At 62.7% G+C, this 24781-nt stretch carries 29 protein-coding genes; 12 read left to right on the forward strand and 17 right to left on the reverse strand.

The window, feature by feature from the left end; translation table 11 throughout:
* Positions 1-12 precede the first annotated feature (12 nt).
* Positions 13-846: a squalene/phytoene synthase family protein gene (locus ACE3TY_RS06320; protein ID WP_374651929.1), complete on the reverse strand. Its 834-nt coding sequence runs from the start codon at positions 844-846 to the stop codon at positions 13-15.
* Positions 847-957: 111 nt separating this feature from the next.
* Between ACE3TY_RS06320 and ACE3TY_RS06325 the strand changes: the two genes are divergently transcribed.
* Both ACE3TY_RS06325 and ACE3TY_RS06330 read left to right on the forward strand, forming a co-directional pair.
* Entirely contained in the window at positions 958-1542 is a 585-nt protein-coding gene (locus ACE3TY_RS06325; RefSeq protein WP_374651931.1) for a urate hydroxylase PuuD, read from the forward strand.
* Between the two features lie 182 nt (positions 1543-1724).
* Entirely contained in the window at positions 1725-2345 is a 621-nt protein-coding gene (locus ACE3TY_RS06330; RefSeq protein ID WP_374651933.1) for a superoxide dismutase, read from the forward strand.
* 161 nt (positions 2346-2506) lie between these two features.
* Here ACE3TY_RS06330 and ACE3TY_RS06335 read toward each other — a convergent pair whose 3' ends face one another.
* From ACE3TY_RS06335 to ACE3TY_RS06360, 6 genes are all read right to left on the reverse strand, one after another.
* Positions 2507-2887, reverse strand: a complete 381-nt coding sequence (locus ACE3TY_RS06335) for an Mth938-like domain-containing protein (RefSeq protein WP_374651935.1) — start codon at positions 2885-2887, stop codon at positions 2507-2509.
* Between the two features lie 31 nt (positions 2888-2918).
* A complete protein-coding gene (gene secF, locus ACE3TY_RS06340) occupies positions 2919-3863 on the reverse strand; it encodes a protein translocase subunit SecF (RefSeq protein ID WP_374651937.1) in 945 nt (314 codons plus the stop codon).
* A 15-nt stretch (positions 3864-3878) separates the two neighbouring features.
* Complete coding sequence (secD, locus tag ACE3TY_RS06345) at positions 3879-5438, reverse strand: protein translocase subunit SecD (protein WP_374651939.1); 1560 nt, start codon at positions 5436-5438, stop codon at positions 3879-3881.
* Positions 5439-5504: 66 nt separating this feature from the next.
* On the reverse strand, positions 5505-5897 hold the full coding sequence (gene yajC / locus ACE3TY_RS06350; protein ID WP_374651941.1) for a preprotein translocase subunit YajC: 393 nt from the start codon (positions 5895-5897) through the stop codon (positions 5505-5507).
* Between the two features lie 294 nt (positions 5898-6191).
* Positions 6192-7487 carry a lytic murein transglycosylase gene (locus tag ACE3TY_RS06355; protein WP_374651943.1) on the reverse strand — a complete coding sequence of 432 codons (1296 nt, stop codon included), beginning with the start codon at positions 7485-7487 and terminating at the stop codon, positions 6192-6194.
* Positions 7488-7619: 132 nt separating this feature from the next.
* Complete coding sequence (locus ACE3TY_RS06360; protein ID WP_374651945.1) at positions 7620-8369, reverse strand: TSUP family transporter; 750 nt, start codon at positions 8367-8369, stop codon at positions 7620-7622.
* Positions 8370-8473: 104 nt separating this feature from the next.
* Here ACE3TY_RS06360 and ACE3TY_RS06365 point away from each other — a divergent pair, with 104 nt between their 5' ends.
* The 3 genes from ACE3TY_RS06365 to ACE3TY_RS06375 all read left to right on the forward strand — a co-directional run bounded on the left by ACE3TY_RS06365 (position 8474) and on the right by ACE3TY_RS06375 (position 11577).
* Positions 8474-9361: a LysR substrate-binding domain-containing protein gene (locus tag ACE3TY_RS06365; protein WP_374651947.1), complete on the forward strand. Its 888-nt coding sequence runs from the start codon at positions 8474-8476 to the stop codon at positions 9359-9361.
* A gap of 89 nt (positions 9362-9450) precedes the next feature.
* Positions 9451-10347 (forward strand): DMT family transporter, encoded by an 897-nt coding sequence (locus tag ACE3TY_RS06370; protein WP_374651949.1) that lies wholly within the window; start codon positions 9451-9453, stop codon positions 10345-10347.
* 6 nt (positions 10348-10353) lie between these two features.
* Positions 10354-11577 (forward strand): nitrate/nitrite transporter, encoded by a 1224-nt coding sequence (locus ACE3TY_RS06375; RefSeq protein ID WP_374651951.1) that lies wholly within the window; start codon positions 10354-10356, stop codon positions 11575-11577.
* On the opposite strand, the gene ACE3TY_RS06380 is transcribed toward ACE3TY_RS06375, so the two are convergent.
* Genes ACE3TY_RS06380 through ACE3TY_RS06395 form a run of 4 tightly spaced genes read right to left on the reverse strand, consistent with a single transcriptional unit; the run spans position 11559 to position 13903 of the window.
* A complete protein-coding gene (locus ACE3TY_RS06380; RefSeq protein ID WP_374651953.1) occupies positions 11559-11999 on the reverse strand; it encodes a DoxX family protein in 441 nt (146 codons plus the stop codon). The two genes, ACE3TY_RS06375 and ACE3TY_RS06380, sit on opposite strands and share 19 nt — an antisense overlap.
* Positions 12000-12004: 5 nt before the next feature.
* The gene (locus tag ACE3TY_RS06385) at positions 12005-12751 is read right to left on the reverse strand and encodes a putative DNA-binding domain-containing protein (RefSeq protein ID WP_374651955.1); all 747 of its coding nucleotides are present in this window, start codon (positions 12749-12751) and stop codon (positions 12005-12007) included.
* A complete protein-coding gene (locus ACE3TY_RS06390; protein WP_374651957.1) occupies positions 12735-13616 on the reverse strand; it encodes a DUF692 family multinuclear iron-containing protein in 882 nt (293 codons plus the stop codon). The genes ACE3TY_RS06385 and ACE3TY_RS06390 overlap by 17 nt, the downstream gene beginning before the upstream one ends.
* The gene (locus ACE3TY_RS06395) at positions 13613-13903 is read right to left on the reverse strand and encodes a DUF2282 domain-containing protein (protein ID WP_374651959.1); all 291 of its coding nucleotides are present in this window, start codon (positions 13901-13903) and stop codon (positions 13613-13615) included. The genes ACE3TY_RS06390 and ACE3TY_RS06395 overlap by 4 nt, the downstream gene beginning before the upstream one ends.
* 195 nt (positions 13904-14098) lie before the next feature.
* Here ACE3TY_RS06395 and ACE3TY_RS06400 point away from each other — a divergent pair, with 195 nt between their 5' ends.
* The 3 genes from ACE3TY_RS06400 (at position 14099) to ACE3TY_RS06410 (ending at position 16076) form a co-directional block, all read left to right on the forward strand.
* The gene (locus tag ACE3TY_RS06400) at positions 14099-14641 is read left to right on the forward strand and encodes a sigma-70 family RNA polymerase sigma factor (RefSeq protein ID WP_374651961.1); all 543 of its coding nucleotides are present in this window, start codon (positions 14099-14101) and stop codon (positions 14639-14641) included.
* Positions 14638-15276: an NrsF family protein gene (locus tag ACE3TY_RS06405; RefSeq protein ID WP_374651963.1), complete on the forward strand. Its 639-nt coding sequence runs from the start codon at positions 14638-14640 to the stop codon at positions 15274-15276. The genes ACE3TY_RS06400 and ACE3TY_RS06405 overlap by 4 nt, the downstream gene beginning before the upstream one ends.
* A 65-nt stretch (positions 15277-15341) precedes the next feature.
* Positions 15342-16076, forward strand: coding sequence for a Crp/Fnr family transcriptional regulator (locus ACE3TY_RS06410; protein ID WP_374651965.1), 735 nt, complete (start codon positions 15342-15344; stop codon positions 16074-16076).
* Between the two features lies 1 nt (position 16077).
* On the opposite strand, the gene ACE3TY_RS06415 is transcribed toward ACE3TY_RS06410, so the two are convergent.
* From ACE3TY_RS06415 to ACE3TY_RS06425, 3 genes are read right to left on the reverse strand one after another with little or no spacing between them, the layout of a single operon-like run.
* A complete protein-coding gene (locus ACE3TY_RS06415; RefSeq protein WP_374651967.1) occupies positions 16078-16680 on the reverse strand; it encodes a CDP-alcohol phosphatidyltransferase family protein in 603 nt (200 codons plus the stop codon).
* Positions 16680-17471, reverse strand: coding sequence for a CDP-diacylglycerol--serine O-phosphatidyltransferase (gene pssA, locus ACE3TY_RS06420; protein ID WP_374651968.1), 792 nt, complete (start codon positions 17469-17471; stop codon positions 16680-16682). The genes ACE3TY_RS06415 and pssA overlap by 1 nt, the downstream gene beginning before the upstream one ends.
* A gap of 26 nt (positions 17472-17497) precedes the next feature.
* The gene (locus ACE3TY_RS06425) at positions 17498-18205 is read right to left on the reverse strand and encodes a phosphatidylserine decarboxylase (protein ID WP_374651970.1); all 708 of its coding nucleotides are present in this window, start codon (positions 18203-18205) and stop codon (positions 17498-17500) included.
* 187 nt (positions 18206-18392) lie between these two features.
* On the opposite strand from ACE3TY_RS06425, the gene ACE3TY_RS06430 reads away from it, so the two are divergent.
* The gene (locus ACE3TY_RS06430) at positions 18393-18863 is read left to right on the forward strand and encodes a hypothetical protein (RefSeq protein WP_374651972.1); all 471 of its coding nucleotides are present in this window, start codon (positions 18393-18395) and stop codon (positions 18861-18863) included.
* 8 nt (positions 18864-18871) lie between these two features.
* Here ACE3TY_RS06430 and ACE3TY_RS06435 read toward each other — a convergent pair whose 3' ends face one another.
* Positions 18872-19969 (reverse strand): Ig-like domain-containing protein, encoded by a 1098-nt coding sequence (locus tag ACE3TY_RS06435; RefSeq protein WP_374651974.1) that lies wholly within the window; start codon positions 19967-19969, stop codon positions 18872-18874.
* A gap of 340 nt (positions 19970-20309) precedes the next feature.
* Between ACE3TY_RS06435 and ACE3TY_RS06440 the strand changes: the two genes are divergently transcribed.
* From ACE3TY_RS06440 to ACE3TY_RS06450, 3 genes are all read left to right on the forward strand, one after another.
* On the forward strand, positions 20310-20894 hold the full coding sequence (locus ACE3TY_RS06440; protein WP_374651976.1) for a TIGR00730 family Rossman fold protein: 585 nt from the start codon (positions 20310-20312) through the stop codon (positions 20892-20894).
* A 174-nt stretch (positions 20895-21068) separates the two neighbouring features.
* Positions 21069-22283: an NADP-dependent isocitrate dehydrogenase gene (locus ACE3TY_RS06445; protein WP_374651978.1), complete on the forward strand. Its 1215-nt coding sequence runs from the start codon at positions 21069-21071 to the stop codon at positions 22281-22283.
* A 6-nt stretch (positions 22284-22289) separates the two neighbouring features.
* The gene (locus tag ACE3TY_RS06450; RefSeq protein WP_374651980.1) at positions 22290-22829 is read left to right on the forward strand and encodes a peptidylprolyl isomerase; all 540 of its coding nucleotides are present in this window, start codon (positions 22290-22292) and stop codon (positions 22827-22829) included.
* An 80-nt stretch (positions 22830-22909) separates the two neighbouring features.
* Here the strand turns inward: ACE3TY_RS06450 and ACE3TY_RS06455 are convergent, their stop codons facing one another.
* Together ACE3TY_RS06455 and ACE3TY_RS06460 are read right to left on the reverse strand one after the other, a co-directional pair.
* On the reverse strand, positions 22910-23884 hold the full coding sequence (locus ACE3TY_RS06455; RefSeq protein WP_374651982.1) for a PrsW family glutamic-type intramembrane protease: 975 nt from the start codon (positions 23882-23884) through the stop codon (positions 22910-22912).
* 82 nt (positions 23885-23966) lie between these two features.
* The gene (locus tag ACE3TY_RS06460) at positions 23967-24758 is read right to left on the reverse strand and encodes a PrsW family glutamic-type intramembrane protease (protein WP_374651984.1); all 792 of its coding nucleotides are present in this window, start codon (positions 24756-24758) and stop codon (positions 23967-23969) included.
* Between the last annotated feature and the right edge of the window lie 23 nt (positions 24759-24781).

Consider the following 24781-nt stretch of genomic DNA (forward strand, 5'->3'; position numbering starts at 1 on the left):
TTTGCTTGAATGTCAGATGCGTCCCAACCAGCGCGCCATGACCAGGCGCCAGATGTTGAGGCCGGAAGGCGCCGTGCTGCCCGCCGTGAAGGGATCGTAGCCGTGCCGGCGCAACTGCTCAAGCTGCGCGGCGGCAAGACGCCCGGGAAAGAGCGCCGCGACGGCGTTTCGCGGCGGATTTTCGCGCCGCGCCGCAGCAAGGAGAGCTGCAGCGCGGTCTGCGACCTTCTTCACCGTCGGTGCCAAATCCGGCCCCGGCCGCAGATCCAGCAAGCGGTCGCGATCGACACCAGGCAGCATCACGCGGCGATGGCGCGCAAGATAAGGCGTTGCCCGCAGGATGCCGACCAGGCCATAGGCAGTGCCAGCCTGGCGCGCAACGCCGCGCCAATCGGCGGTGGCGGCATCGGTGCAGATATCGAGCGCCAGTTCCGCAAGGGCCCCGGCCGTGGCGGCGGCATAGGTTTCGAGCGCATCGAGGCTTTCGGGCTGCGTCGCTTCGACGTCGCGCTCGCGTGCGTCGACGAGGCCGCGCAGGCGATCGATGCCGAGGCCGCGCCGGTCGACGAGATCGGCCAGATCCTGGACCAGATGGTGGCGGTGCGGCCTGCCGGCAGCGATTTCATCCAGCGCATCGCGCCACCATTGCAGGCGGATGAGGCCCAGCATCGGTTCCGATACCTTGTCGGCGATGCCGGCAAGTTCCAGATTGAAGGCGTAGAGCGTCGCCAAATCGCCACGCAGCGACAACGGTGCCGCGACGGCACACAAGAATCGGTCGCGATCGCCGCGGCGCAATTCCTCCAGCGCGCGAAGCTGGTTCTCACCTTCCCTTATCGGTTCCACAGTAATCCCATAATTTCCCGATGGATTAGGGGGAATCAGTTTCTCCGTCCGATTCCATCCTATAGAATGCGACTCATAGCCACACCGCTTTTGCTTCAGAGGGGTTCAGCAATGAGCAAAATACTTGAGAACTTACACAGGACTTTGGCGGCCGGCGTGGTGCTGGCCATCATCGTCTTCGCCATCGTCAACCTGGGCGGCTTTGAGGTCGGGGCCTATACCGCCTTCCTGTTCCGCTTCATCCATGTCTGGTTCGGCATCCTTTGGATCGGTCTGCTCTATTACTTCAACTTCGTGCAGATCCCCTCGATGCCCAAGATCCCGGACGAGCAGAAGCCGGCCATCGGCAAGGTCATCGCGCCGACGGCACTCTATTTCTTCCGCTGGGCGGCGCTGGGCACGGTTGTGTTCGGCCTCATCACAGCGGCGCATAACGGCTACATCGTCGACGCCCTCACCTTCATGCCGGGCTTCCGCACAATCGGTATCGGCATGTGGCTGGCGCTGATCATGGGCTTCAACGTCTGGTTCATCATCTGGCCGAACCAGAAGCGCGCCCTGGGTATCGTCGATGCCGATGCCGACACCAAGAAGAAGTCGGCCCGCATTGCGATGCTGACCTCGCGCATCAACACGATGCTGTCGGTGCCTATGCTCTATTGCATGGTCGCCCAGCAGCAGGGAATCGGCAACTGATACGATCTGCATAGACCGCCGCGAACGGGGTCCTTCGGGACCCCGTTTTTTTTGTGGGCTATCCGGTCGCAGCCTCGGGAGGGAACCAGGATGTACAAGTTCGGTTCCGTTCCGATAGCAGCCAGTGCCATCACTTCGGTGGCCCGCCACGCTGCCTTTCCCTCGTCAGAAAGGTATTCATCATGGCCAAGATCGCCCTGCCCGACCTTCCCTACGCCATCGACGCGCTCGCGCCGCACATTTCCAAGGAAACGCTGGAGTTCCACCACGGCAAGCACCACAAGACCTATGTCGATACGCTCAACAAGCTGATCGAGGGGACCGAATTCGAAGGCAAGCCGCTGGAAGAGATCGTCAGAAATTCGTCCGGCAAGGTGTTCAACAACGCCGCGCAAGCCTGGAACCATGCATTCTATTGGCACAGCATGGCGCCCAAGGCCGGCGGCGAGCCCGAGGGTGGATTGGGCGAAGCGATCCGCCAGAAATGGGGCGCCTTCGACGCATTCAAGACGGAGTTCGGCAAGATGGCGGCCGACACGTTCGGTTCAGGCTGGGTATGGCTGGTACAGACACCCGCCGGCGAATTGGAGATCAGGAGTACCGCCAACGCGCAGACACCATTGACCACGGCCGACAAGCCGCTGCTGACCTGCGATGTCTGGGAACATGCATATTACATCGACTACCGCAACAAGCGCCCCGATTATGTCGGCGCCTTCTGGAATGTCGCGAACTGGAAGTTCGCTGCGGAGAATATGGCCAGGGGTGCCGTGGAAAAAGCAGGTATGCGCAAGGTGGGGTGAGGCTGCGCGTCGATGGCTGGAGCCGTCGCTCCGGCCCCCCTCCAACCTTCCCCCTGAAGGTGGGAGGAGAAGGTAGCGAGGTGTCCGTTCTTAAGCCTCCCACCTTCAGGAGGAAGGTTGGAGGGGGGCCGCGTTCAGTCTCGTTTACCGAGGCGTTGAACTCAAACCGCGATCAAGGCTGCCGCAACCCGGCGGCCTTCCGCCATCAGGACGTTGAAGGTGCGGGCGGCAGCGCCGGTGTCCATGGGTTCGATGACGACGCCCTGGCCGCGCAATGAAGCGCGTAGATCGCGCGGGATCATGGCGATGCGGGGTCCGCAACCGAGGAGCAGCAGGTCGATGGCGCCCGCCTCAGTCCCCGCGGTTACCGGCGTCAGGGACTCCAAGGAAAGTGCTGCCATTTCCCGAACCGGCCACGGCAGCGTGCGCATGGGAAAGACCAGGACCGACCCCTCGTACAGCACGCTCGTGATGCGAAAACGGCCATCGCCGTAGGTTTCGACGATCTGCCGGCCAACCGGAACCAGGGGCGTCAAATCCATGATGCCCTCCTCGTGAGGAGATGATGGGCCGTCAAGCCTTCTGCACGGTGGGATCCGCGCTCTTGCCCTTGTCCGAGCCGATATTGCGCAAGTTCATGTAAAGCAGCATCGGCGAGGCAACCCAGATCGTCGAATAGGTGCCGATCAGGATGCCCCAGATCATGGCGATGGAAAAGCCGCGCATCGCCTCGCCGCCCCAGAAAGCCAGCGCCAGAACCGAGAGCAGGGTAAGGCCAGACGTGACCGTCGTGCGCGCCAGCGTTTCATTGAGCGCCTGATTGATCAATTGCTGCAGCGGCATGGTCTTGAAACGGCGCAGATCGTAGCGGATGCGGTCGTAGATAACGACCGTATCGTTGACCGAATAGCCGGCGATGGTGAGGATCGCCGCAACCGTGGTGAGGTTGAATTCCATCCCCGTCAGCGCGAAGAACCCGACCGTGGTGACGCAATCGTGGAACAGGGCCAGCACGGCGTTGACGCCGAACTGCCATTCATAGCGGAACCAGATATAGGCCATGATACCGAGCATGGCGAAGATCGAGGCCCAAACGGCACTCGACTTCAATTCGTCGCCCACTTTCGGGCCCACACTTTCGGTGCGGCGATACTGCCATTCGTCGCCCAGCGATTCCTTAACTTTGGCTACGGCGGCCTGGGTTGCCTGCTCGCCGCCATCCTGCTGCGGAATGCGGATGAGGACGATGTCCGGCGAGCCGAACTCCTGCAGCGCAATGTCGCCGAGTTCCAGCCCGTCGAGTTGCGAGCGCATGGCGGCAAGATCGGCCGCGACGGTCGGCGCCTTCACTTCCACGATGACGCCGCCGGCAAAGTCGATGCCGAAATTGAGACCCTTGGTGAAGACCAGGGCGAAAGAGCCCAGCACCATCACCACCGAAATGATGAAAGTCAGCTTGTGCGGGCGCATGAAGTTGATGCGCGTACCGGCCGGAATGAGATGGAGCGGTTTGAACATTTCTTCTTCCCTCGCTTACAACGGCAGCGCTTTGGGCCGGGCGCGACGCAGCCAGATCGAGGTCATGAGACGGGTGACGACCACTGCCGTGAAGACCGAACTGACGATGCCGATAAGCAGCGTGATGGCAAAGCCCTTGATGGGGCCGGAGCCGAAGGCGAACAGGAACATGGTGGAAATCGCGTGCGTGACGTTGGCGTCGAAGATCGTCGCCTGCGCTTCGCGGTAGCCCGCTTCCATCGCATTGACCGGCGAGCGCCCGTGACGCATTTCCTCGCGCACGCGCTCGAGGATCAGCACGTTGGCATCGACCGCCATGCCGAGCGTCAGCACCATGCCGGCGATACCGGGGAAAGTCAGCGTGGCACCAATGGCCGAGAGGAAGCCCAGCATCAGGACGCCGTTGAGAATCATGGCGGCATTGGCGAAGAGACCGAACAGGCCGTAGAGCACGACCATGGCCACCGCGATGAAGGCAATGGCGATGAGACAGGCGCGCTTGCCGGCTTCGATCGAATCCGCGCCGAGGTCTGCGCCGACCGTGCGCTCCTCCAGCACGGTGAGCGGCGCCGGCAAGGCGCCGGCGCGCAGCAGAATCGACAGGTCGCGCGCGGATTCGGTTGTGAAATTACCGCTGATGATACCGCTGCCGCCCAGAATCGCGTCGCGGATGACCGGCGCGCTGATAATCTGGTTGTCGAGCACGATCGCGAAACGCTTGCCGATATTGGCCTTGGTCGCGTCGCCGAACTTGCGGGCACCGACGGAATCGAACTTGAACTGGACGACGGGCATGCCACCCTCGAAGGCCTGCTGCGCGTCGGTGAGGTTCTCGCCCGACACCATGACCGGCTTCTTGATCCAGAGTTTCTGGCCGGGCGCCCCATCCTTGTCGATCACCGGCAACTGGATGGAAGTCGGCGGCGCGCTGCCGGTGGATTCGGCAACTTCGTCCACCATCTTGAATTCCATCTTGGCGGTTTTGCCGATCAGTTCCTTCAGGCGCTGCGGATCGCTGACGCCGGGCACCTGCACGACGATGCGATCATCGCCCTGGCGGATGATGGTCGGTTCCTTGGTGCCGGTCTGGTCGATACGCTTGTTGATGATCTCGATCGACTGTTCGACGGCATGCTTTTTTATCTCGGCCAGTTCCGTTTCGCCGAAATAGACACTGACATTGCCGTCATCGGCGATGTCGAGTTGCATGCCGGTGGTCGCTTTGCGCAAAGCTTCCCGCGCCATTTCGATGGCGCCAAGATCGCGCAGCTTGAAGGCGATGCGGTCGCCCTTTACGCCGAGATCGGTGTAGCCCAGCTTCTTCTCGCGCATGGCGGCGCGGATTTCGTCCTCCACTGCGTCGAGCTTGCCTTTGACGAGTGCGGCGGTATCGACCTCGTAGAGAAGGTGCGAGCCGCCCTGCAGGTCGAGACCCAGGCTGACCGTGCGGGCCGGCAGCCAGGAAGGCAGATTGGCGATATGTGCCGCGCTGAAGACGTTGGGCATGGCCGTATAGAGCCCGGCCAGCAGCACCGCCAGGATCAGCGTGACTTTGAATTTCGAGAATTGCAGCATATCGCCTTACGTCCCAGTAACTGGCAGGGTTCGCGGCCCGCGCGGGTGGCGGGCCGCCGGTTCCACTCAGGCGTCGTTGGCGCCTTCATTCTTGTTTTCGGCCTTGGCTTCCACAGCTTTCCCGCCCTTGCCGGCCGGCATCGGACGATTGAGCACGTCCTGGATGGCCGAACGCAGCACGCGCACTTTGACGCCGGTCGCGATTTCAACCTCGACATCGTTCTCACCGTCAACCGCCTTGGTGATCATGCCGAGGATGCCGCCGTTGGTAACGATCTTGTCGCCCTTCTTCGCCGCGGAAACCAGCGCGCGATGTTCCTTCATACGCTTCTGCTGCGGGCGGATCATGAGGAACCAGAAGACGACGAAAATGAGGACGAGCGGCAGAAAGCTGGTCAGCATATCGGTACCGGCCGGAGCCGCACCTGCTGCCTGCGCGTAAGCTTCTGAAATGAACATGAAATCTCTCCCTGGAGTTCTTGGCCGTCAGGGTCCGGCAAACCGCCCCAACCTTCCCGAAAGGCGGGACTATAACCATCGGGCGAGGAAAAGCAATCAAGCGCTTTTCCTTGTTTTCCAAATGGTTGAAGCATTTTTCGGTTTAGTTTGATTGTTTGGGCCGTCATCCCCGAGCTTGACCCGGGGATCTGTTGGCATCAGCTGGATGGCGGAACTTGATCCCCGGGTCTCCGCCCGGGGATGACGGTCGAGAATTAAGCGGGAAAAGCGCACAACATGTCAGCTGCCTGAATGTCAGCTGCCTGCGCGGCGGCGCAGTTCCTCAAGCAGCGCCTTGGTGGCGAATCCATCCGCCGGGAGCCCCACCTGCTGCTGGAAGGCGCGGATCGCCTTGCGGCTCTTCAAGCCGATGACGCCGTCGACGCTGCCGGCCAGCAATCCGCGGTCAACCAGGCGCTGCTGGATCTCCTCGCGCTCGCCCAGTGCCAGCGGCGGCTCGCCGACCGGCCATTTGCCTTTCACGCCGGGCCCGCCCATCACGCGCTGGCCGAGATAGGCGACCGAGAGCGCATAGGAGGTGGAGTAATTGTATTTGAGGATCGTCTTGAAGTTCTTGGTGACCAGGAAGGCCGGTCCCTGATAGCCCGCAAGAACCAGGATCGACGTGCCGCCGGGAAGAGCCGGCAAGGGCTGACCGTCGACGGTGCGCACGCCGCGCTGCTGCCAATGTCCGACCGGCTTCTCGATATCGAGCTCGGCCTCCTGATAGGGGAAGCCCTGGGGCAGCTTCACCTCGAAACCCCAGGTGAGGCCGCGCTGCCAGCCATCGCGCACCAGATGATTGGCGGTGGAGGCAAAGACATCGGGCATCGAGGTCCAGAGATCGGGAGCACCGGAGCCGTCACGGTCCACCGCGATGGTAAGATAGTTCGATGGCAGGAACTGGCTATGCCCCATGGCGCCGGCCCAGGAACCGATCATCTCCTTGGGCTGCACCTTGCCTCTGGCGGCGATCTTCAAGGCCGACATCAGCTCCGTGCAGGCGAAATCCTTGCGGCTGGTGCCGTAGCCGACATTCGAGAGCGCCTCGAACACGTTCACATCGCCGAAATTGTTGCCGAAATCGGTTTCGATACCCCAGATGCCCATCAAGGTCGCGGCGCCAACGCCGTAATCGCGCTCGACCTCGGTGGCGATGGTGCGCACTTCCGGCAGCTTGGCCTGGCCCTTGGCGATGCGCTCAGGAGAGACGGCACGGTCGAGATAGGTCCAGACGGGGGTGACGAATTCTGCCTGCTTGCCGGCGCGGTCGCGGATCTTCGGATTCTCCGTCACGTCGGCAAAGGCCGTGCGGATGACCGGCTCAGGTTCGCCCTGATGCAGCGCATAGGCGCCGAAGCGAGCCACCCATTCGTCATAGCTGGCGGTCTGGCCGGGGCAGCTCGTCTGATCGATCTGGGTGAAGTCCGGCACGGTCTGTGCGGCGGGGGCGGCAGGTGCCGGAGCCGGTGCAGGTGCCGTGGCGACCGGCGGCTGGGTCGGCTGGGCGGCGCAGCCGGTAAGGAAGGCGGTGAGCATGGCGGCGGACACAAAGCGCCCCCGGCGCGCCGCCAAATTCGCCCTAATCGCCACCGAACCCATAAGCCACCTATGCCGCATCCGAATCGGGAAGGTGAGAATAAGGGGCAAACGTTAAAAAGTCACCGTAAGACAATGTTATCCCTACATCATGAGATAGAGGCCGCGCACCAGATAAACGGCACCCACCGTAACGCCCAGTCCTCGCGTCCACATCAGGAAGGCGCGATTGCTCAATCTTTCCAGCACCAGCCGCGCCAGGGTCGCCCCGGCCACGGCGCTGGCGATGGAAACCCCGAAGACCCAGAGCGGAACGTCGCTGCTGATTTCTGCATGCGTCGCCACCAGCGAGAAGTAGGCCAGCCTGAAAATATGCCCCAGGGTCTGCGCGAAAGCCTTGGTGGCGACGATCTGCCGGCGATCGAGATCGGTGCGGAAGAAGAAGATATCGACCAGCACGCCCGCCACGCCGGAGAGAAGCTGGATGCTCATCACCAGGAAACCCAGAACGGTCGAGGCATAAGGGCGGCGGATGTCCGGTGCAATATGGGCCGGAACGAGGATGGCGATCATCGGCACCGCGCCCAGGCTGATATAGACCCAGGCGGCCGGCGGCTGGAAGCTGATCCAGGTAAAGATCGCAAAGGCTGCGGCGGAACCGAGGATGTAGCCCGGCATCACCCGCCACAGGATGAGACGATGCCACAGCAGGGCGCGCCAGCCATTGGAGGTCATCTGGGTGACGGCGTGAAGGCTCATCGCCGCCGGCACCGGCAGAACCAACAGCAGCAGGCCCATCAAGATGAGGCCCCCCAGCATGCCGAAGATGCCGGACAGGAACGATGTTCCGAGCACGGCGGCGATGACGGCGGCAAGTGTCGCAGCGAAGGTCACGGCGGATCCCCGGGAATTACCTTTCTCCTATGCATCCGGCGGACTTTCACCGCCAGCGCCAATATGCCAGACTAGGCTAAGTTTTTATTGGGGTAGATTAGATTATGACGCCATCGCTGAAGGGTTTGAAAGCCGTGGAGGCTGCCTTGCGCTTGGGCAGTTTCGTCGCCGCCGCAGACGAACTCAATGTCACCCAGACGGCCATCAGTCGGCTGGTGAAGCTGGTCGAAGGCCAGATCGGCCAGACCCTGTTCGAACGTCACGCCAATTCGCTGATCCCGACCCCGGCCGGGCGGAGCCTCGCACCACTGCTCGACGATGCCTTCCGGCGGCTGGAGGCGGCGGTGGACAGCGTGCGGCGCACCACCCTGCCCGGCCTCTCCGTGGCGGCGGGACCGACCTTCGCCATGCGCTGGCTGATCCCACGCCTGCAGCATTTCCAGCGGCAGCATCCGGGGATCGAAGTGCGGCTGGTAACGTCGATCGACGACCATGTGACGCTGCGCCCCGACTGGGCGGCGACGATCCGCCTGAGTTCGGCCCCATTGCCGGGATTGATAGCCGAACCTTTATTCAGCGCCGCGCTCTTTCCGGTCGCGGCACCCGCTTTGGCCGGTAATATCCGCAAGCTCAGCGATCTGCAGCACCACACTTTGCTGGAAGTGGCGCACGCACCCAAGGAATGGCCGCGCTGGCTGTCGGAAAGCGGGCTCGATCCGGCGCGCTTCCGCCGGCGGCTTTCCTTCGACTATTCGACCTATGCCATCCAGGCGGCGCTGGATGGGCTCGGTATCGCGCTGGTACGTGCACCCTATGTGCAGGACGACCTGGCGGCCGGCAGGCTGGTGCGCCTGTTCGACCTGGCTCTCAGCGATCCCGGGCGCGCCTGGCATCTCATCTACCGGGCCGAGGCCCTGCAGGACGTACCCTTCAGCGCCTTCCGCGGCTGGCTGCTCGACGAAGTACAACGCAGCGTACCCAGCCAAAGCTAGCTCCTCGCATATCAGCCATGAGGGTGGCGACCCTTGCCGCCGGTGGGGCGGCCACTATGCTGCGGGCAGTTCCGGGGAGAATCGTCCATATGTCCGACAGTGCCGCATCTCAGCATCGCAAAGGGACCTTGCTGGTCGTGGCGGCCGCCATCTGCTGGAGCCTGGGCGGACTGATCGCACGCCAGATCTCGGCCGAGGCCTGGGTCACGGTGGGCTGGCGCGGCGCCATCGCCGCCATCGCCCTCCTCATCTTCCTGCTGATCCGCGACGGGCGTGGCACCTGGGCGCATTTCCGCAACATGGGGCCGGGCGGCATAGGTGTCGGCATCTGCTTCGCCGCAGCCTCCATCTCGTTCGTGATAGCACTCCAACATGCGACCGTGGCACTCATCCTGGTCGTGCAATCGACAGCGCCGCTCGTCGCCGGCCTGCTTGCCTGGATCTGGATGCGCGAAAGCCTGAGCTGGCCGCGCGTCGCCGCCATGCTGGTGGCGCTGGGCGGCATCCTGCTGATGGTAGCCAAGGCCGAAGGTCATGCCGACGCGCTGGGCATGATCCTTTCCGGCGTCATCGCCGTGAGTTTTGCCGTGGCCACGGTGCTCACCCGCCGCTACAGCCATGTGCGCATGACGCCGGCCACCTGCATCGGCACCGCGATCATGGGCGTCATAGGTTTTGTCATGGCCGGCGCGGAAGCGCTCGACGTTTCGAGCGGCGACCTTTTCTATCTCTTCCTCTTCGGCGCCGTGCAGCTGGCCGTCGGACTCATCCTCTTCACCACCGGCGCCAGGCTCATTCCGGCAGCGGAAGCGGCGCTCATCTCGCTGGTCGAGACCGTGCTCGGCGCTTTCTGGGTGTTCCTGTTCCTGGGCGAGAATCCCGGCATCTATGCGCTCTATGGCGGCGCGCTCGTGCTCGGCGCGGTCGCCGGCAACACCCTCTACGACCAGCGCCGCGCCCAGCGTCAGCCACTGAATGCCGCCTGATAGACGATGACCCAACTCACCCGCAGCACCATTCTGCGCGCCCTCGGCCCGTTCGCCGCCGGCTACTTCACTTCCTATCTATTCCGTGTGGTGAACGCCGCGATCTCCGACGACCTCATCGCCGAGCTCGACCTCAGCAACACCGATCTCGGGTTGATGACGTCGATGTATCTCTACGGCTTCGTGCTGTTCCAGCTGCCACTGGGGCTGCTGCTCGACCGTTTCGGACCGCGCCTGGTGCAGGCCTGGCTGCTGCTGATCGCGGCGATCGGTGCCGGCCTCTTTGCCATGGGCACCGACACGGCAAGCCTTGCCGTCGCCAGATTGCTGATCGGTACCGGCCTCAGCGGATGTCTGATGGCTGCCTTCAAAGCCAACGCCATGTGGCTGCCGCCGGAACGGCTGGCGCTCGGCAACTCCGCCGTGGTCACCTTCGGCGGTCTCGGCTTCCTCAGCGGTACTTATCCCGCCAATCTCGCTGCCGACCTCATCGGTTGGCGCGGCGTCTTCTGGATACTGGTGGTCTTCACGCTCTGCATCGCGGCGGCGATCTTCGTCCTGGTGCCCAAGCGCGACGACGATCACCACCCGGTAGCCCTCAGTACCCAGGTCAGCGGTTATCTCGGCATCTTCAAGGATTCCGTCTTCTGGCGCGTCTCGCCGATGGTGGCAGCTATTTCGGGCACCTTCATCGCCGTGCAGACGCTGTGGGCCACGCGCTGGATGAACGATGTGGCGGGGCTCGATCGGCACGCAGCCGGCCAGCAATTGATGATCCTGGGATTCGCGTTTGCCGTCGGCTCGCTCTCGACGGGGCTCATCGCGGACGCTGCGCAAAGACGCGGCATCGGCCTCAAGACGATCGTCGCGGCTGCGTTCTCGCTTTACGCGGCGGCGCAGCTGGCCATGATCTTTGCCGTGCCTCTGCCCTTGGCGGCAATCTGGGCGGTCTATGGGTTCACCGGCCAGGCCGCCAATCTCGGCTACGCCACGCTCGGCGCCCATTTCGGCCGGCGATTGGCGGGCCGTGCGCAATCGGCGGCCAATCTGCTGCTCTTCCTCGCTTCGGCCCTGTTCCAATCCACGATCGGCTGGACGCTCGACCATCTGGTCACGACCCAGGCAATCGCCAAAGCCGACGCCTATGCAATCGCGCTGGGTAGTCTCCTGGTGCTGCAGATCCTTGCCTTCGCCTGGTACGCCACGGGCCGTTACGCAAATCCGCGCTGAATGCCGCGCTGTGCGATCAGACGATCGAGCGAGAAAGTACCGGCACCGTTCTTGATCAGGAGCAGCAGCGCCACGGCCCAGACGGCGTGCGTATCGAAAGCGGCCGGGTAGACGAAAATCTCGATCACCAAAGTCATTCCGAGCAGCACCAGCGCCGCAAAGCGCGTGCCCAGGCCGGCAAAGAGAAAGATCGGCACGCTCAATTCCATCGCCATGGCGAGCGGTGCCGCCAGTTCGGGCGGAATGAGCGGCAATTGGTATTCGTACTGAAACAGCGCCAGCGTATTGCCGTTCTCCCAGCCATCCAGCTTGAGCAGGCCGGAGCGCAGAAAGACGGTGCCGATGCCGACCCGCGCCAGCACGGCGATGAGGTCGTTGGGTATATGCGAGACATGGCTGAAAAATCGATTGAGCAGCGTCATCGGGTTCAATCCTGAAATTCGTGAAGGCGGAACCGGGTGAATGCGCCCGCGCCCAGCAAGGTGGACAGGGTGGATGCCAGGTCGAGATCGGGCGCTGTCGAATGAAGCAGCGATTTCCCATGCGCGAGGGCATGAAGAAAAGCGGCCTGGCCAGGTGCCAGGGTCAGCGCCAAGACACTTTCCCGGGGCCGCAGGATGAGGACCGTCTCGCCCGGAAGATCGGCCGGGACCGGTCTTACCGCCGCATCGTGGCTATTGGTTTGCCAGATCGACTGGATCGGATAGTCCGAGCGCAGAATCCGTGCCGTCGGATGAAGTTCCAGGACGAGATCCGCCACGCGCACCGGCGGCACATGCGCCAAGTCCGCAGGGACCAGGACCGGCGCATCGAGACCATTCAGCGCCACATGCCGCGCCCATTCCAGCCTTGCCACATCCGGCAAGTAGCGCAAGGAGCGCAGTTCGCTCAGCGACCCGATGAAATCGGCAAAGCCCTCGCCATAGAACATCAGCACCGGGGAGCGCGGGGGCGCCGCCACGACGAAGCGCGCGGCGCAGCCATCGAAACATTCTTCGCCAAGCAGGCGCCGCACCACGGGAAAATGTGCAGCCAGAGCCGACAGCAACCCGCCATGAACATTGTTGCGATGAATGGCGATCCGCATGGCCGGCAGCCAATCAGCCGGTGCCGGCGCACCCTGGCGCCAGATGGAAGCGGCAAAGGTCGCCATGGTGTCATTCAGCCGCAACATGGCGCCTCTCTTCCAGCACGATCTTGTCGGCACGCAGCGCTTCGGCAAGCAGACCGGTCCATTCCGGCAGGTCCCGGTCCCACTCGATCAGGGTCGGCAGGGGACCCGTGCGGCGGATCAGACGGCGATAGAGATTCCAGACAGCGGGATCGACGCGCGCGCCATGCGTATCGATCAGTATTTTCCGTCCTTCGCCGTCAATCGCGACGGCGTGGCCGGCCAGATGAACTTCGCCGATAGCATCGATGGGGAACGCCGCGAGATATTGCGTGGCATCGAAACCGCAATTGACCGACGAAACATGGACATTGTTGATGTCGAGCAGCAATCCGCAACCGGTGCGCTGCGCCAATTCGCGAAGGAATTCGGGCTCGCTCATCTCAGCCGCGCCATAGCGCAGATAGAGCGATGGGTTTTCGATCAGTATCCGGCGGCGCAGGCGTTCCTGCACTTCATCGACATGGGAGCCGAGCCGCGCAAGCGCCGCCCGGGTATAGGGCACAGGCAGCAGATCGTTGAGGTAGACCCCGTCGAAGCTCGACCAGGCAAGATGCTCGGAAAAGATCTCCGGCTGATAGCGCCCGAGGAGCTCGACGAGGCGCCCGAGATGATCCGGGTGCGGGCGTTCCCAGCCACCCAGCGAAAGCCCGACCCCATGGAAGGAGAGCGGGCACGTCGCGCGCATGGCTGTCAGTACCCGATGATGCGGCCCGCCGGCGCACATGTAGTTTTCAGGATGAACCTCGACCCAGGCCGGCACCGAGGCAAGCGCATCGGCGTAGTGGGCGGTGCGCAGCCCGACCCCGGCCACGGCCGGGATCGGATGACGCGTCGAATGGTTCGGTCCCAACGGTCTGCCGATCACGATTTGATTGGCGTCAGGGAACCAGCGCGTTCGCTGCCATCGGGCAGTTTCACCATGGTCGTTTCGCAGCTGCCCTTGGGAACCAGCTTCCAGGCCGCTTTGTCATAGTCGACCTTGGACGTGCCGGCGCAGGAATTCGCCCCCTCCGCAGCGCAATCGTTTTGCCCGGCCATGGCGATGCCGAAGCATTTCTCCTTCGCCTCGTCGGCCTGGGCGGGAACCGCGGTCATGGTGAGGGCGGTCAACATGGAACTCGCGATGGCGAGGCTGGCGGTACGGCGATCCATAAGCAATTCCTCCTAGAAAATGGGCTCGAGCGGCCCGACAAAGGCGATTTCGGGCCCTTCAGCCCCGCTGTTACGGTCGCCGGTGACGAAATTCACGCGATTTACCCCGAACCGGGATTTCTTCATGATTGCGCCAACGGTCGGCGTAACAGATGTTCTCGGTCTGCGAATAGACCTATGCAGGGTGTGAAAGACTTGGAAGACGAACTGGCCAGCTTAATGCGCGCGGCGGAGACGGGGGATGCTGCGGCCTATCGCCGTTTGCTGTCGGCCCTGGCCGACATGCTGCGCCGATGGGTGAGGCGCGAGCTGGCTCGTCAGGGATACGAAATCGCCGAGGCCGAGGACATCGTGCAGGAGACATTGCTGGCCATCCACCTGAAACGCGCGAGCTGGGATTCCAGCCGGCCCATTTTGCCCTGGTTGCGGGCGATTACTCGGCACAAGCTGATTGACAATCTGCGCCGCCGCGGCCGGCGGATCATGGTGCCGGTCGAAGACGTGCTGGAAACCCTGGCAGCACCCGAACCGGAGGAAGCATTGTCGACCGAGGCCATCGACCGCCACCTGGCGACCCTGCCGCCAGGTCAGTCGCAGGTCGTCCGCGCGATTTCGATCGACGGCCTTTCTCCCGCCGAAACCGCAAAGCGACTGACCCTTAGCGAAGGCGCGGTTCGGGTTGCGCTGCATCGGGGCCTTGCCGCCCTCGCCAAAGCGGCCAGGAGGAATGCAACGTGAAGACCGAAGATCTCATCATCAGCCTGGTCGCCGACCAGACCAGGCCGCCGGCATCGTCACGGCACATGCTGGGGCTGCTTCTGCCTTTGGCTCTTCTCGTGGCCTTCGGCATATTCGTCTATACCCTCGACATGCGCGAAGATTTCATGCTGGCGCTGGGCGACTGGCATTACCTGGCCAAGATCGCCGTGGCGGCAAGCGTGGCAGCGATCGGCCTGATGCTCGTCGCGCGCGTGGCGCGGCCCGAAATCGCACCGGCAGGGCTGCCCGTCTGGATCCTGGCAGCCCTTCTCCCCTTGGCCGCGGGCATTGCGGTGGAGAGCGTCACATTGCCGACCAGCGAATGGTCCCGCTACGCCATGGGCGAAGCGGCGATCTATTGCCTGACACTGGTGCCGTTGATATCGCTGGCGCCCTTGGCTGCGACCTTGCTGGCTCTGCGTCATGGGGCGCCGCAATCGCCGACGGCTGCCGGAGCCGTCGCCGGTTTTGCCGCCGGCGGCCTGGGCGCACTCATCTATGCGCTTCACTGCAACAACGATTCCCCCTTCTATGTAGCCATCTGGTACCTCATGGCGATCGGCATCGTGACCCTGGCCGGCGCCGTTCTGGGACGGTCGGTGCTGCGCTGGTAAGCCAGCCACTCCGTTCTTGTTGAGTTCCAGCAAGCCGCCGGTTGGCGGCGCCGGGCCTTTCGACTATGCTGCCGGCCATGGGAACGACTCAGACACAATCCATTGAACGCACCTTGCGCGCTTTTGCGTTGCTCGAGGGCATGCCCGAGGCCGAGCTGAAAGCACTGGAATCGCGGTGCCGCTGGCGCAGCTACGACAAAGGCCAGACCATTCTGGACAAGGGCGCCACATCCAAGGATGTGTTCTTTGTGCTGAAAGGCTCGGTTGCGGTCGTAACCTTCTCGCCCTCCGGCAAAGAAGTCACGCTGGCAACTGTGAAACCCAGCGAGTCATTCGGCGAGTTGGCGGTCATCGACGAGCAGCCCCGTTCGGCAAGCGTTACGGCGATCGAGAAGTCCGAGCTCTGTATCATGCCGCCGGAGGTATTCCTCGACCTGGTGCGCAGCCACGCCGCCGTTGCGTTCCGCCTGCTGCAACGCATGGCCCGCATGGTTCGCCAGAGCGGACTGCGCATCATGGAGCTTTCCACCCTGCAGGCAGCGCAGCGCGTCTATGCCGAATTGCTACGTATGGCTCAGCCGGAACCGGCCGTGCCCGGCCTTTGGGTGGTTCGTCCCTTGCCGCCGATGCATGAGATTGCCGGCATCACCAGCACGACGCGCGAAACCGTCAACCGCGCGGTGAGCCAGCTTTATCCAAGCGGCTTGCTGAAGCGCAAAGGCCGCAATCTTTATCTGATGGACAAGGTCAAGCTCGAAGAGCTGGTGCAGACCATCCAGGCGCACCACGCCCATAAGTAGGTCAGCGCAGCACCTTGAGTGTCGTCACGACACGGGTGATCGTGGTGAGCCAGCAGAGTGCGCCAAAAACCCAGGCAAGCATCGCGAAGGCGCCGGGCCATAGCAGCATCAGCGCGAAGACAAGAAGCGTTTCGCCGCCTTCCGTCAATCCGCCCAGATGGGCAAAGCCCTTTTTCGCGCCGGCCTCAATTGGCCAATTGCGTTGCGCTGCAATGATGGCATAGGCGAGGAAGCTGGTGCCGGTGCCGACGAAGCTGAAAATCAGGAAAGCCGCCGGCAAGGCCTCCGCCGGCTGCGCCACCGCGCAGGCGAAGACGAAGCCGGCATAAAATAGAAAATCGAGAACGATATCGAGATACGCGCCCCGATCGGTCGGGCATGTCAGCCTCGCCAGCGCACCATCGATACCGTCGCAGAAACGGTTCGCCAACAGAAACAGAAGTCCCAGGATCGGCGCCCCGGATGCGATGGCCGCCATGGCGAGCAAGCCAAAGCCAAAGCCGATCCAGGTGACCTGATCGGCACAGAGGCCGATCGACCTGGCGGAAACGGCGATTTGTTCGAGGAACGGATCGATGCGCCGGCGCAGGGCGCGGTCGAACATTATTCGTGGTCCGCCTCGATCCCCGCCGCGACCGGCTCCGGAATCGGCCGTTGCGTCTGCAGGCGCCGATGCGTGCGGTAGGAGAAAGGCAGCGTGCAGAGATAGAGCAGCAGTGTGAAGAACAAGGTCGCCCACGGCACACTTACCAGCAGCGAGGCATAAGCCACGACGCCGATCATCGTCGGCAGGACCCAGGCCTGCGTCACGCGCACCCGCTTGAAGGAGAAGGTCGGCAGGCGGCTGACCAGCAAACCCGCGACGACGACAAGAAAGAGGCCGACGAAGACCGGCTGGCGCAGGAAACCGAAATCGAATTCAAGCCAGGCGATGAGCGGCATCAGCACCAGGCCGGCGCCGGCCGGTGCCGGCACGCCGGTGAAGAAGCGACTGGTCCAGGCGGGCAGGTCGGCATTGTCGAGCTTGGTGTTGAAGCGCGCCAGGCGCAGGGCCATGCAGGCACTGAAGGCAAGGGTCAACGCCCAGCCGATGCCTTTGACTTCATGTGTGCTCCACAGAAACATGATCATCGCCGGCGCCACGCCGAAACTGACGAAGTCGCTCAGGGAATCCAGCTCGGCGCCGAACTTGCTGGAGGAATCCAGCAGCCGTGCGATGCGGCCATCGAGCGCGTCGAAAACCGCGGCGATCAGGATTGCGATGACGGCATGTTCCCAGCGATCGAGTAGCGCAAAGCGGATGCCCGTGAGCCCGGCACACAGGGCGAAGACCGTCAGCATATTGGGGATGAGACGGTTGATCGAATGGTCGCGCAGCCGATGGCGTCTGATCATGGCAAACTCCTTCGCGTCTTGGACGCTCAGCGCATCTCGCCGAGCCGGGCCGCTTCTTCGGAACGGAAGTCGGCCAGCACAGTTTCACCGGCAACGGCGAGCTGGCCAACCGCGACCAAAGGCTGAACGCCATCCGGCAGATAGACATCGACCCGGCTGCCGAACCTGATCATACCGTATCGCTCGCCCGCCCGCAGCCTTTGCCCCGGCTTGGTCCAGGAAAGAATACGCCGCGCCACGAGGCCGGCAATCTGCACGACGCAGATATCGTGCCCATCGCCGGTGCGCAGGTGCATGGAGCTGCGTTCATTCTCATCGCTGGCCTTGTCGAGCGCGGCATTGAGGAACTTTCCCGGACGATAGGCGATGGCCACGACTTCGGCATCGATCGGCGCGCGGTTGATGTGGACGCTCAGCACATCCATGAAAACGCTGATTCGGGTGCGCGGCCGCTGATCGAGACCCAGTTCGACCGGCGGGACTGCCGGCTGGATCATCTGCACCACACCATCCGCCGGGCTGACAATAAGCCCGGGACGATTCGGTGTAATCCGATCCGGATCACGGAAGAAATACCCACACCATAGAGTGAGCAACACGCCGACAAAGCCCAAAGGCGCTGCGATCCACCACAGAAGGACGGTTACGGCTGCGAAAATCGCCAGAAACGGCCAGCCGGCACGATGGATCGGGTTAAAGAACTTAGGGGTCAAAATGGTCCCTCGTCGGTGCAATACCTTGAACGCACAGTATCAGCCGCGTTCCGGCTAATATGCTGATTTGCCACAGATCGCCGCGCGCGTCACGAGCGAAATCAGGTGTCGCTGCGACACTTTTTTCGACTCCCCGCCGTTCACTTTTACACATCGTTAAGCGAGACGACCTAGCATCACTCGCAGACGCAATAAGGGATTCGTTAGAGTGACCAATTCGATCCTGCCGATGCTGGCCAATAGCATGCTGCCGCCGGGTGTGGATCACATGCACATCTCGACAGACGGTACGGTACGTCTCGGCCACGGCGGCGAGCTCATCGAATTTGGCTTCAGCTACATGGATGTGCCGTTCACTGCGACATCCCGTCAGATCCAATCCGGCCCGATCATCCAGATTTCCGGCGAAATCGCCCCCCTGCCCTATTCGGCCGAGGGGCTTACGGTGCGCCGTTCGGCCATGGCAATCATCGAAGCCAGCCAGGAGCTTGCACATGCGCGCCTTGCGATCAGCAAGCAGAAGACGATCCTGTGCGTCGGCAAGGCCCCCTTCACGATTCCGGCAACGCCTGTCGATCTCATCGCCGCGGTCACCAGCGTCATCCTGGAAGTGCGCCCGTTTCTCCAAATCCTCGCCGAAATCCTCCCCAGCTGGCCCAAAGCAGCCGCCCAGGGCTGATACGGGCTCTATTCCGGCAACGACAACACCTGCCCCGGATAGATGAGATCCGGGTCGCGCACGCGGTCCTTGTTGGCTTCGTAAATCACCGAGTAGCGCAATCCATCGCCGTAAGTGCGACGGGCAAGACGCCATAGCGAATTGCCCGGCTGCACCACAATCTGCGCTTCGCCCGGTGTCAGCGCAGCGAAATCCGGCTGTTCGACGGGCTGGGCGATGCGCGCGATGACCTTGCCATTGGCATCGACCTGATCGACGCGCAACTCGTGGCGGCCGATGCTCAGCTTCTCCTCCGGCACAAAGCTCCAGCGCCCCTGCGGGTCAACGGCGGCCGAACCTATCAGCTTGTCGTCGAGATAAAGCACCACCTTGCCGTCGGCCCGGGCCCGACCGGCCAAGCTCATCCGCCCTTCCTTGTCGAAATCGATGACGTCGAGCGTCGGCTCCTTCGTCGGTCCTGCTGGCACCGCCGCAACGCCGCCCGTGCTCGGCATGTTGAGGATCTGGCTAGGGCCGTCGCCATTCTGCGGCACGGACAGAGCCAGCGCACCGGCGGGCGCCGCGACGGCATTGCCGGCGATGTCCTTGGCCGGCGCCGGCACGACCACGATAACCATGCGCTCCGAATGCTGTGCCGCGCCATCTTCCTCCTGCGCCTGCAAGGTGAATTTATGCTCGCCCGGCGCCACGGCACTGTTGGGCAGCAAGACCCAATCGCCCCGATCGTCGGCCTTGGCGGTGCCGATCACCTTGCCGTCATCCAGCAAGGTCACGGCGGCACCGGGCTTGGCGCGGCCGGCGATCACCGCATCGCCATTGGGATTGACGCGCACGACATCGAAACTGGGCGCGGCATCGGTACCCGGCTGTGCAGCACTGTTCGCCACGACGGCCGTGCCGCCATCGGCCGTTCCGCCGGTGCTGGCCGTTTCAACGGCATTGCCGCCGGCCGGCGCGGCATTGCCCGCAGATGCCGAACTTGCCGCCGGGGCGCTGTCGGAATCGGCCGAGTCATCGCCTTCCTGCTGGGCGATCGCATAAATCAGGCCGGCTGCGACCACGACCACCGCGGCGCCCGTGACGCCGATCAAGGCCAATCTCGACATTTACCTTCCCCGTTTACCACTTCGGGCCCGACCCCTCGGGCTGTTCGATGTCAAGCTAATCCCATGTCCACGTACCCGCAATCGTCATGCAAATTAAGGCCAGTCGATTTAAGGGCGGGCGATTTAAGGGCGGGCGATTCAAGGACGGGGGCGAATACAAATAACGGTGGGACAATCGGGATGGTCATTGAACTGTCGCCGGAGGCGGTTCATATTATCCCTTAATGAATATGCTGTTTTCCGCCTCCGGCATCGGCCCTCTGCCAACTGCCTGCTTTTTCTCCGGTATCGCCGCGACGAACCGCGGATTGTCCAAAATCAACAGGAGCGCCCCATCGGAATGACTCCGATATCATCCCTTTGCGTCTATTGCGGGTCTTCCCGCGGTGTAAATCCGGCCTTTATTCCCCTCGCCCGCGCACTCGGCCAAGAAATGGCCCAGCGCAAGATCCGGCTGGTCTATGGAGGCGGCCGCGTCGGCCTGATGGGTGCCTGCGCCGACGGCGTCATGAACAATGGCGGCCAGGTTATCGGCGTCATTCCGCAACATCTGCAGGACCGCGAAATCGGCCATAGCGGCATCACGGAACTGAAGGTCGTCGACAACATGCATACCCGCAAGCGCATGATGTTCGACCTGTCGGACGCCTTCTGCGTGCTGCCCGGCGGGCTTGGCACGCTGGAGGAACTGTTCGAAGTCGTCACCTGGCGACAGCTCGGCATGCATGACAAGCCGATCATCGTGCTCAACGCCGAAGGCTATTGGGACAAGCTCGTCGGCATGATCGACAGCATTATCGACGACGGCTTCGCCCAGCCTTCCGCCCGGCAGTATTTTTCGGTCGTCGGTTCGATCGGCCGGCTGTTCGACCTGCTGGCCGCCCCGGCTGAAACGCAGGAACCAGACTATCCGGAACGTATCTGACAGCGCGACCAGGTTTTCACACCAAATTTCAGGTATATGCTCCCAGGCTGCGGCATAGCCGACCAAAGTCTGGGCGCCAAATTCCTTCAAATCGTCCCACCCAGCCACTAGACTGCGCGCGATTTCGCGCCCCTGCGCCGCCCCCGGCGCTCGTTCAGGAAGGATACCCGCCACATGGCAAAGATTAAGGTCAAGAATCCGGTCGTCGAGCTCGATGGCGATGAAATGACCCGTATCATCTGGGCTTTCATCAAGAACAAGCTGATCCTGCCTTATCTCGACATCGACCTGAAATACTATGACCTGGGTGTCGAGATGCGCGACAAGACGGACGATCAGATCACGGTCGATGCCGCCAAGGCGATCCGTCAGCACGGCGTCGGCGTCAAATGCGCGACCATCACGCCGGACGAAGCCCGCGTGAAAGAGTTCAACCTCAAGCAGATGTGGAAGTCGCCCAACGGCACCATCCGCAACATTCTCGACGGCACCGTCTTCCGCCAGCCGATCATCTGCAAGAACGTCCCCCGCCTGGTTCCGGGCTGGACGCAGCCAATTGTCGTCGGCCGCCATGCCTTCGGCGACCAGTATCGCGCGACCGACTTCGTCGTGCCGGGCAAGGGCAAGCTGACCATCAAGTTCGAACCGGAGGATGGCGGCAAGCCGATCGAGAAAGAGGTATTCCAGTATCCCGGCAGCGGCGTTGCCATGGCGATGTACAACGTCGATGAATCGATTCGAGGCTTCGCGCGCGCCTGCTTCAACTACGGCTTGACGCTGAATTGGCCGGTCTATCTTTCGACCAAGAACACGATCCTCAAGGCCTATGACGGCCGCTTCAAGGACATCTTCCAGGAAGTGTTCGACGCCGAGTTCAAGGATGCCTTCGGCAAGGCCGGCATCACCTACGATCATCGCCTCATCGACGACATGGTCGCCTCGGCCCTGAAATGGTCCGGCGCATTCGTCTGGGCCTGCAAGAACTATGACGGCGACGTGCAATCCGACACCGTGGCGCAGGGCTTCGGCTCGCTGGGCTTGATGACCTCCGTTCTCCTCTCGCCGGACGGCAAGACGGTGGAGGCGGAAGCGGCGCACGGCACCGTGACACGCCATTACCGCGAGCACCAGAAGGGCAAGGAAACGTCGACCAACCCGATTGCCTCGATCTATGCCTGGACGCGTGGCCTCTGGTATCGCGGCAAGTTCGACGGGACGCCGGAGGTGCAGAAATTTGCCGATGATCTGGAGAAGGTCTGCGTCGATACGGTCGAATCCGGCTTCATGACCAAGGACCTCGCACTCCTCATCAGCCCGGACCAAAAGTGGCTGTCCACGACACAGTTCCTCGACAAGCTCGATGAGAACCTCAAGAAGAAGATGGGCTAAGACATCATGCTGAAACGTATACTGCTCGTGCTGGCGTTCCTTGTGGGCGCCAACGCGCCGGCCCTCGCCCTCGATCCCGAAAACACGCTCTATCTCGACCTCAAGGACGGGCGGGTGGTGATCGAATTGCTGCCGCAGATCGCGCCCAAGACGGTGACGCGCATGAAGGAGCTGGCCCGCCAGGGTTTCTTCGACGGCACGCCAATCCACCGCGTAATCCCCGGCTTCATGGCGCAGATGGGCGATCCGACCGGCACCGGTACCGGCGGTTCCGGCCAGAACCTGCAGGCAGAGTTCAGCAACCTGCGCCACGAGCGCGGCACCGTTTCCATGGCGCGCGCAAAGGATCTCAACAGCGCCGACAGCCAGTTCTTCATCTGCTTTGCACCGGCCCCTTCCCTGGATGGCCGCTATACCATCTGGGGTCGGGTCGTCGACGGCATGCAGTTCGTCGACCGCATCAAGGCAGGCACGGAAGAAGACGATGGCGTCGTCCTGATGCCGGACAAGATCACCAAGGTCCAGGTCGCCGCCGACGCCAAGTAAGGCGCGGCCTACGGCGAAGGAACCAGGGCGCCGCGATCACGAGGATCGCGGCGCTCTTTTCATGTCTCCCGGAACCACGGTCACCGACGCGCCGCACGCGGCCAGGTCACCAGCGGCTTATAGGCCTGGTCGGGTAGCTTGCGGGCCATGACGATGCCGAAAGATGCCGGAAAGACGGCGATGGCGATGAGCCAGCCGCCTTCGAGAACATCCTCCGACGTTGCCGTATTGAGCCCCACGAGCGCGACAATAACCGCACCCAAAATCAGAAGTCGGCCGATCCAGCGCCAAGCCGCAATGCCGGCGGCATGCGGAGGATGCAGGTCGATATCGGGCCGCGTCCGAAGGAACACTTCGACCATCTCCATGCGCCCGGCCCAGATCGCCGCAGCACCGGAGATGACGATGGTCGTCACGTAGAGGCCGAACAGGATGTGACGCATGCGTTCCGGATCGTCGAAATATTCCTTCTGCATGGCGTCCAAAGCCATCAGGGGGAAATCGTAGAAGCCATGTGCCAGGATGGGCAGGATGAGCGCCAGGAAGATCGCCGCGGGCGGCAGAATATCTTTCCGCCACCACCAGGCCAGGAACACCCCCATCATCATGCCATCGATCGTGTGGCCCGGCACAGCCATCGCGCCGCGGAGAACGCCTGTCATCATCCAATTGTCGGCGTTGAGCAGATAGAGAATATTCTCGAGCAACGCGAAGCCGAGGCCGACCAGCGCGGCACCGCAGAAGAGATCGCCACCGGAATCGCATTGCGGGTGGCGCCGTATGTAGAACCAGACGATCAGGAATTTCGCCATCTCCTCCGGGATCGCGGCGCCGAGCCAGGCCTTGCTGGCGGCGCCCATCAGCCCGTCATGCGGCAGCCCCAGCCGCGAGAGCAGCACCGCAAAACCGATGGCCAACGGCGCCGAAATCATGCCGCCGACGACCGATTTGGCACCCAATCCCAATCCGAGCCGATGCCGGAAATGGGTCAGGAAGAACGCAATGAGAAATAGCGGCGGCAGGATGGCCGCCAGCAGTGTGAACGAGAATATCATTTATGCCCCAGATCCTTGTCAGACACGAGGGTAGTACGTCGCCACTATCTCGCCAAGTGGTGGCGATGTATCGAAGGCGACGTCAGGCAGGCCGCGCATGCCGCAACCGACGGCGCATGACTATGACGCTTGCCACTGCCGCGCCGATAACGGTCGGTATCAGAACGGCCGCAAGCAGGAAATGCGGCACCATCGTTTCGATTTCGGCGGGATCGAGATCCTGGCCTCGCTTCAACACTGTCAGGACGGGAACGATTAGCCCCCAATCCACGGCCGTGTGGCCGGCAACCGCAGCCGCAAATCCAGCCAGCGCCGCGGCCCAGCTGAATCGCGATGCATCTGCCATGCGGGCGAAGAAGATACCCATGAGGCAACCGAGCGACGCATGCAGGAAGCTTGCCGCCAGCGACCGGACCAAGGGCACGATCAGCGGATTGCCAATCTCGGCATTGACCATGGCCGTGACGGCTGTGTTGACGCTGTAGCCGATATTCTCCACCGCCGCGAAGGCAAGTCCGCAGAGGACCGGCAGGCGAAAAGCGGTCGCCCGGTCGATCTGCCGATGAGAGACGGAAAAATGCCGCAAGACGAAAAAGGCTGCCAGGACTGCAACAGTCTTCACGAACTCTTCAGGCAGACCGGCCATGGTCAGGCTGATGAAGAACGCATCGCCCAGGCCTGGGTCCGGCGGCAGGACCAATTTGTCCTTGAGATGAAAGAGCAGCAGCAACGGCAGCGGCGACACAGCACCGAACGCCAGGGCCAGCGCCACCACCCGCCAACTGGTCCGCACGGGCAACATCCATTGCGCCACGAAGACCCATCCGGCCGTGATGCCGGTGACGATGACGAAAGCGGCGATGACAGAGGCCATGATGCCGGCGCCGCTCTCTCTGC

The organism is Dongia sp. (assembly GCF_041918875.1).
In the GTDB taxonomy this organism is placed as follows: Bacteria; Pseudomonadota; Alphaproteobacteria; order Dongiales; family Dongiaceae; genus Dongia.

Bases quoted from the DNA above. Each gene is read 5' to 3' on its own strand.
- ACE3TY_RS06325 (WP_374651931.1), top strand. From the start codon at position 958: ATGAGCAAAATACTTGAGAACTTACACAGGACTTTGGCGGCCGGCGTG.
- ACE3TY_RS06330 (WP_374651933.1), top strand. From the start codon at position 1,725: ATGGCCAAGATCGCCCTGCCCGACCTTCCCTACGCCATCGACGCGCTC.
- ACE3TY_RS06335 (WP_374651935.1), bottom strand. From the start codon at position 2,887: ATGGATTTGACGCCCCTGGTTCCGGTTGGCCGGCAGATCGTCGAAACC.
- secF (WP_374651937.1), bottom strand. From the start codon at position 3,863: ATGTTCAAACCGCTCCATCTCATTCCGGCCGGTACGCGCATCAACTTC.
- secD (WP_374651939.1), bottom strand. From the start codon at position 5,438: ATGCTGCAATTCTCGAAATTCAAAGTCACGCTGATCCTGGCGGTGCTG.
- yajC (WP_374651941.1), bottom strand. From the start codon at position 5,897: ATGTTCATTTCAGAAGCTTACGCGCAGGCAGCAGGTGCGGCTCCGGCC.
- ACE3TY_RS06365 (WP_374651947.1), top strand. From the start codon at position 8,474: ATGACGCCATCGCTGAAGGGTTTGAAAGCCGTGGAGGCTGCCTTGCGC.
- ACE3TY_RS06370 (WP_374651949.1), top strand. From the start codon at position 9,451: ATGTCCGACAGTGCCGCATCTCAGCATCGCAAAGGGACCTTGCTGGTC.
- ACE3TY_RS06375 (WP_374651951.1), top strand. From the start codon at position 10,354: ATGACCCAACTCACCCGCAGCACCATTCTGCGCGCCCTCGGCCCGTTC.
- ACE3TY_RS06380 (WP_374651953.1), bottom strand. From the start codon at position 11,999: ATGACGCTGCTCAATCGATTTTTCAGCCATGTCTCGCATATACCCAAC.
- ACE3TY_RS06385 (WP_374651955.1), bottom strand. From the start codon at position 12,751: ATGTTGCGGCTGAATGACACCATGGCGACCTTTGCCGCTTCCATCTGG.
- ACE3TY_RS06395 (WP_374651959.1), bottom strand. From the start codon at position 13,903: ATGGATCGCCGTACCGCCAGCCTCGCCATCGCGAGTTCCATGTTGACC.
- ACE3TY_RS06410 (WP_374651965.1), top strand. From the start codon at position 15,342: ATGCTGCCGGCCATGGGAACGACTCAGACACAATCCATTGAACGCACC.
- ACE3TY_RS06415 (WP_374651967.1), bottom strand. From the start codon at position 16,680: ATGTTCGACCGCGCCCTGCGCCGGCGCATCGATCCGTTCCTCGAACAA.
- pssA (WP_374651968.1), bottom strand. From the start codon at position 17,471: ATGATCAGACGCCATCGGCTGCGCGACCATTCGATCAACCGTCTCATC.
- ACE3TY_RS06435 (WP_374651974.1), bottom strand. From the start codon at position 19,969: ATGTCGAGATTGGCCTTGATCGGCGTCACGGGCGCCGCGGTGGTCGTG.
- ACE3TY_RS06440 (WP_374651976.1), top strand. From the start codon at position 20,310: ATGACTCCGATATCATCCCTTTGCGTCTATTGCGGGTCTTCCCGCGGT.
- ACE3TY_RS06445 (WP_374651978.1), top strand. From the start codon at position 21,069: ATGGCAAAGATTAAGGTCAAGAATCCGGTCGTCGAGCTCGATGGCGAT.
- ACE3TY_RS06450 (WP_374651980.1), top strand. From the start codon at position 22,290: ATGCTGAAACGTATACTGCTCGTGCTGGCGTTCCTTGTGGGCGCCAAC.
- ACE3TY_RS06455 (WP_374651982.1), bottom strand. From the start codon at position 23,884: ATGATATTCTCGTTCACACTGCTGGCGGCCATCCTGCCGCCGCTATTT.
- ACE3TY_RS06460 (WP_374651984.1), bottom strand. From the start codon at position 24,758: ATGGCCTCTGTCATCGCCGCTTTCGTCATCGTCACCGGCATCACGGCC.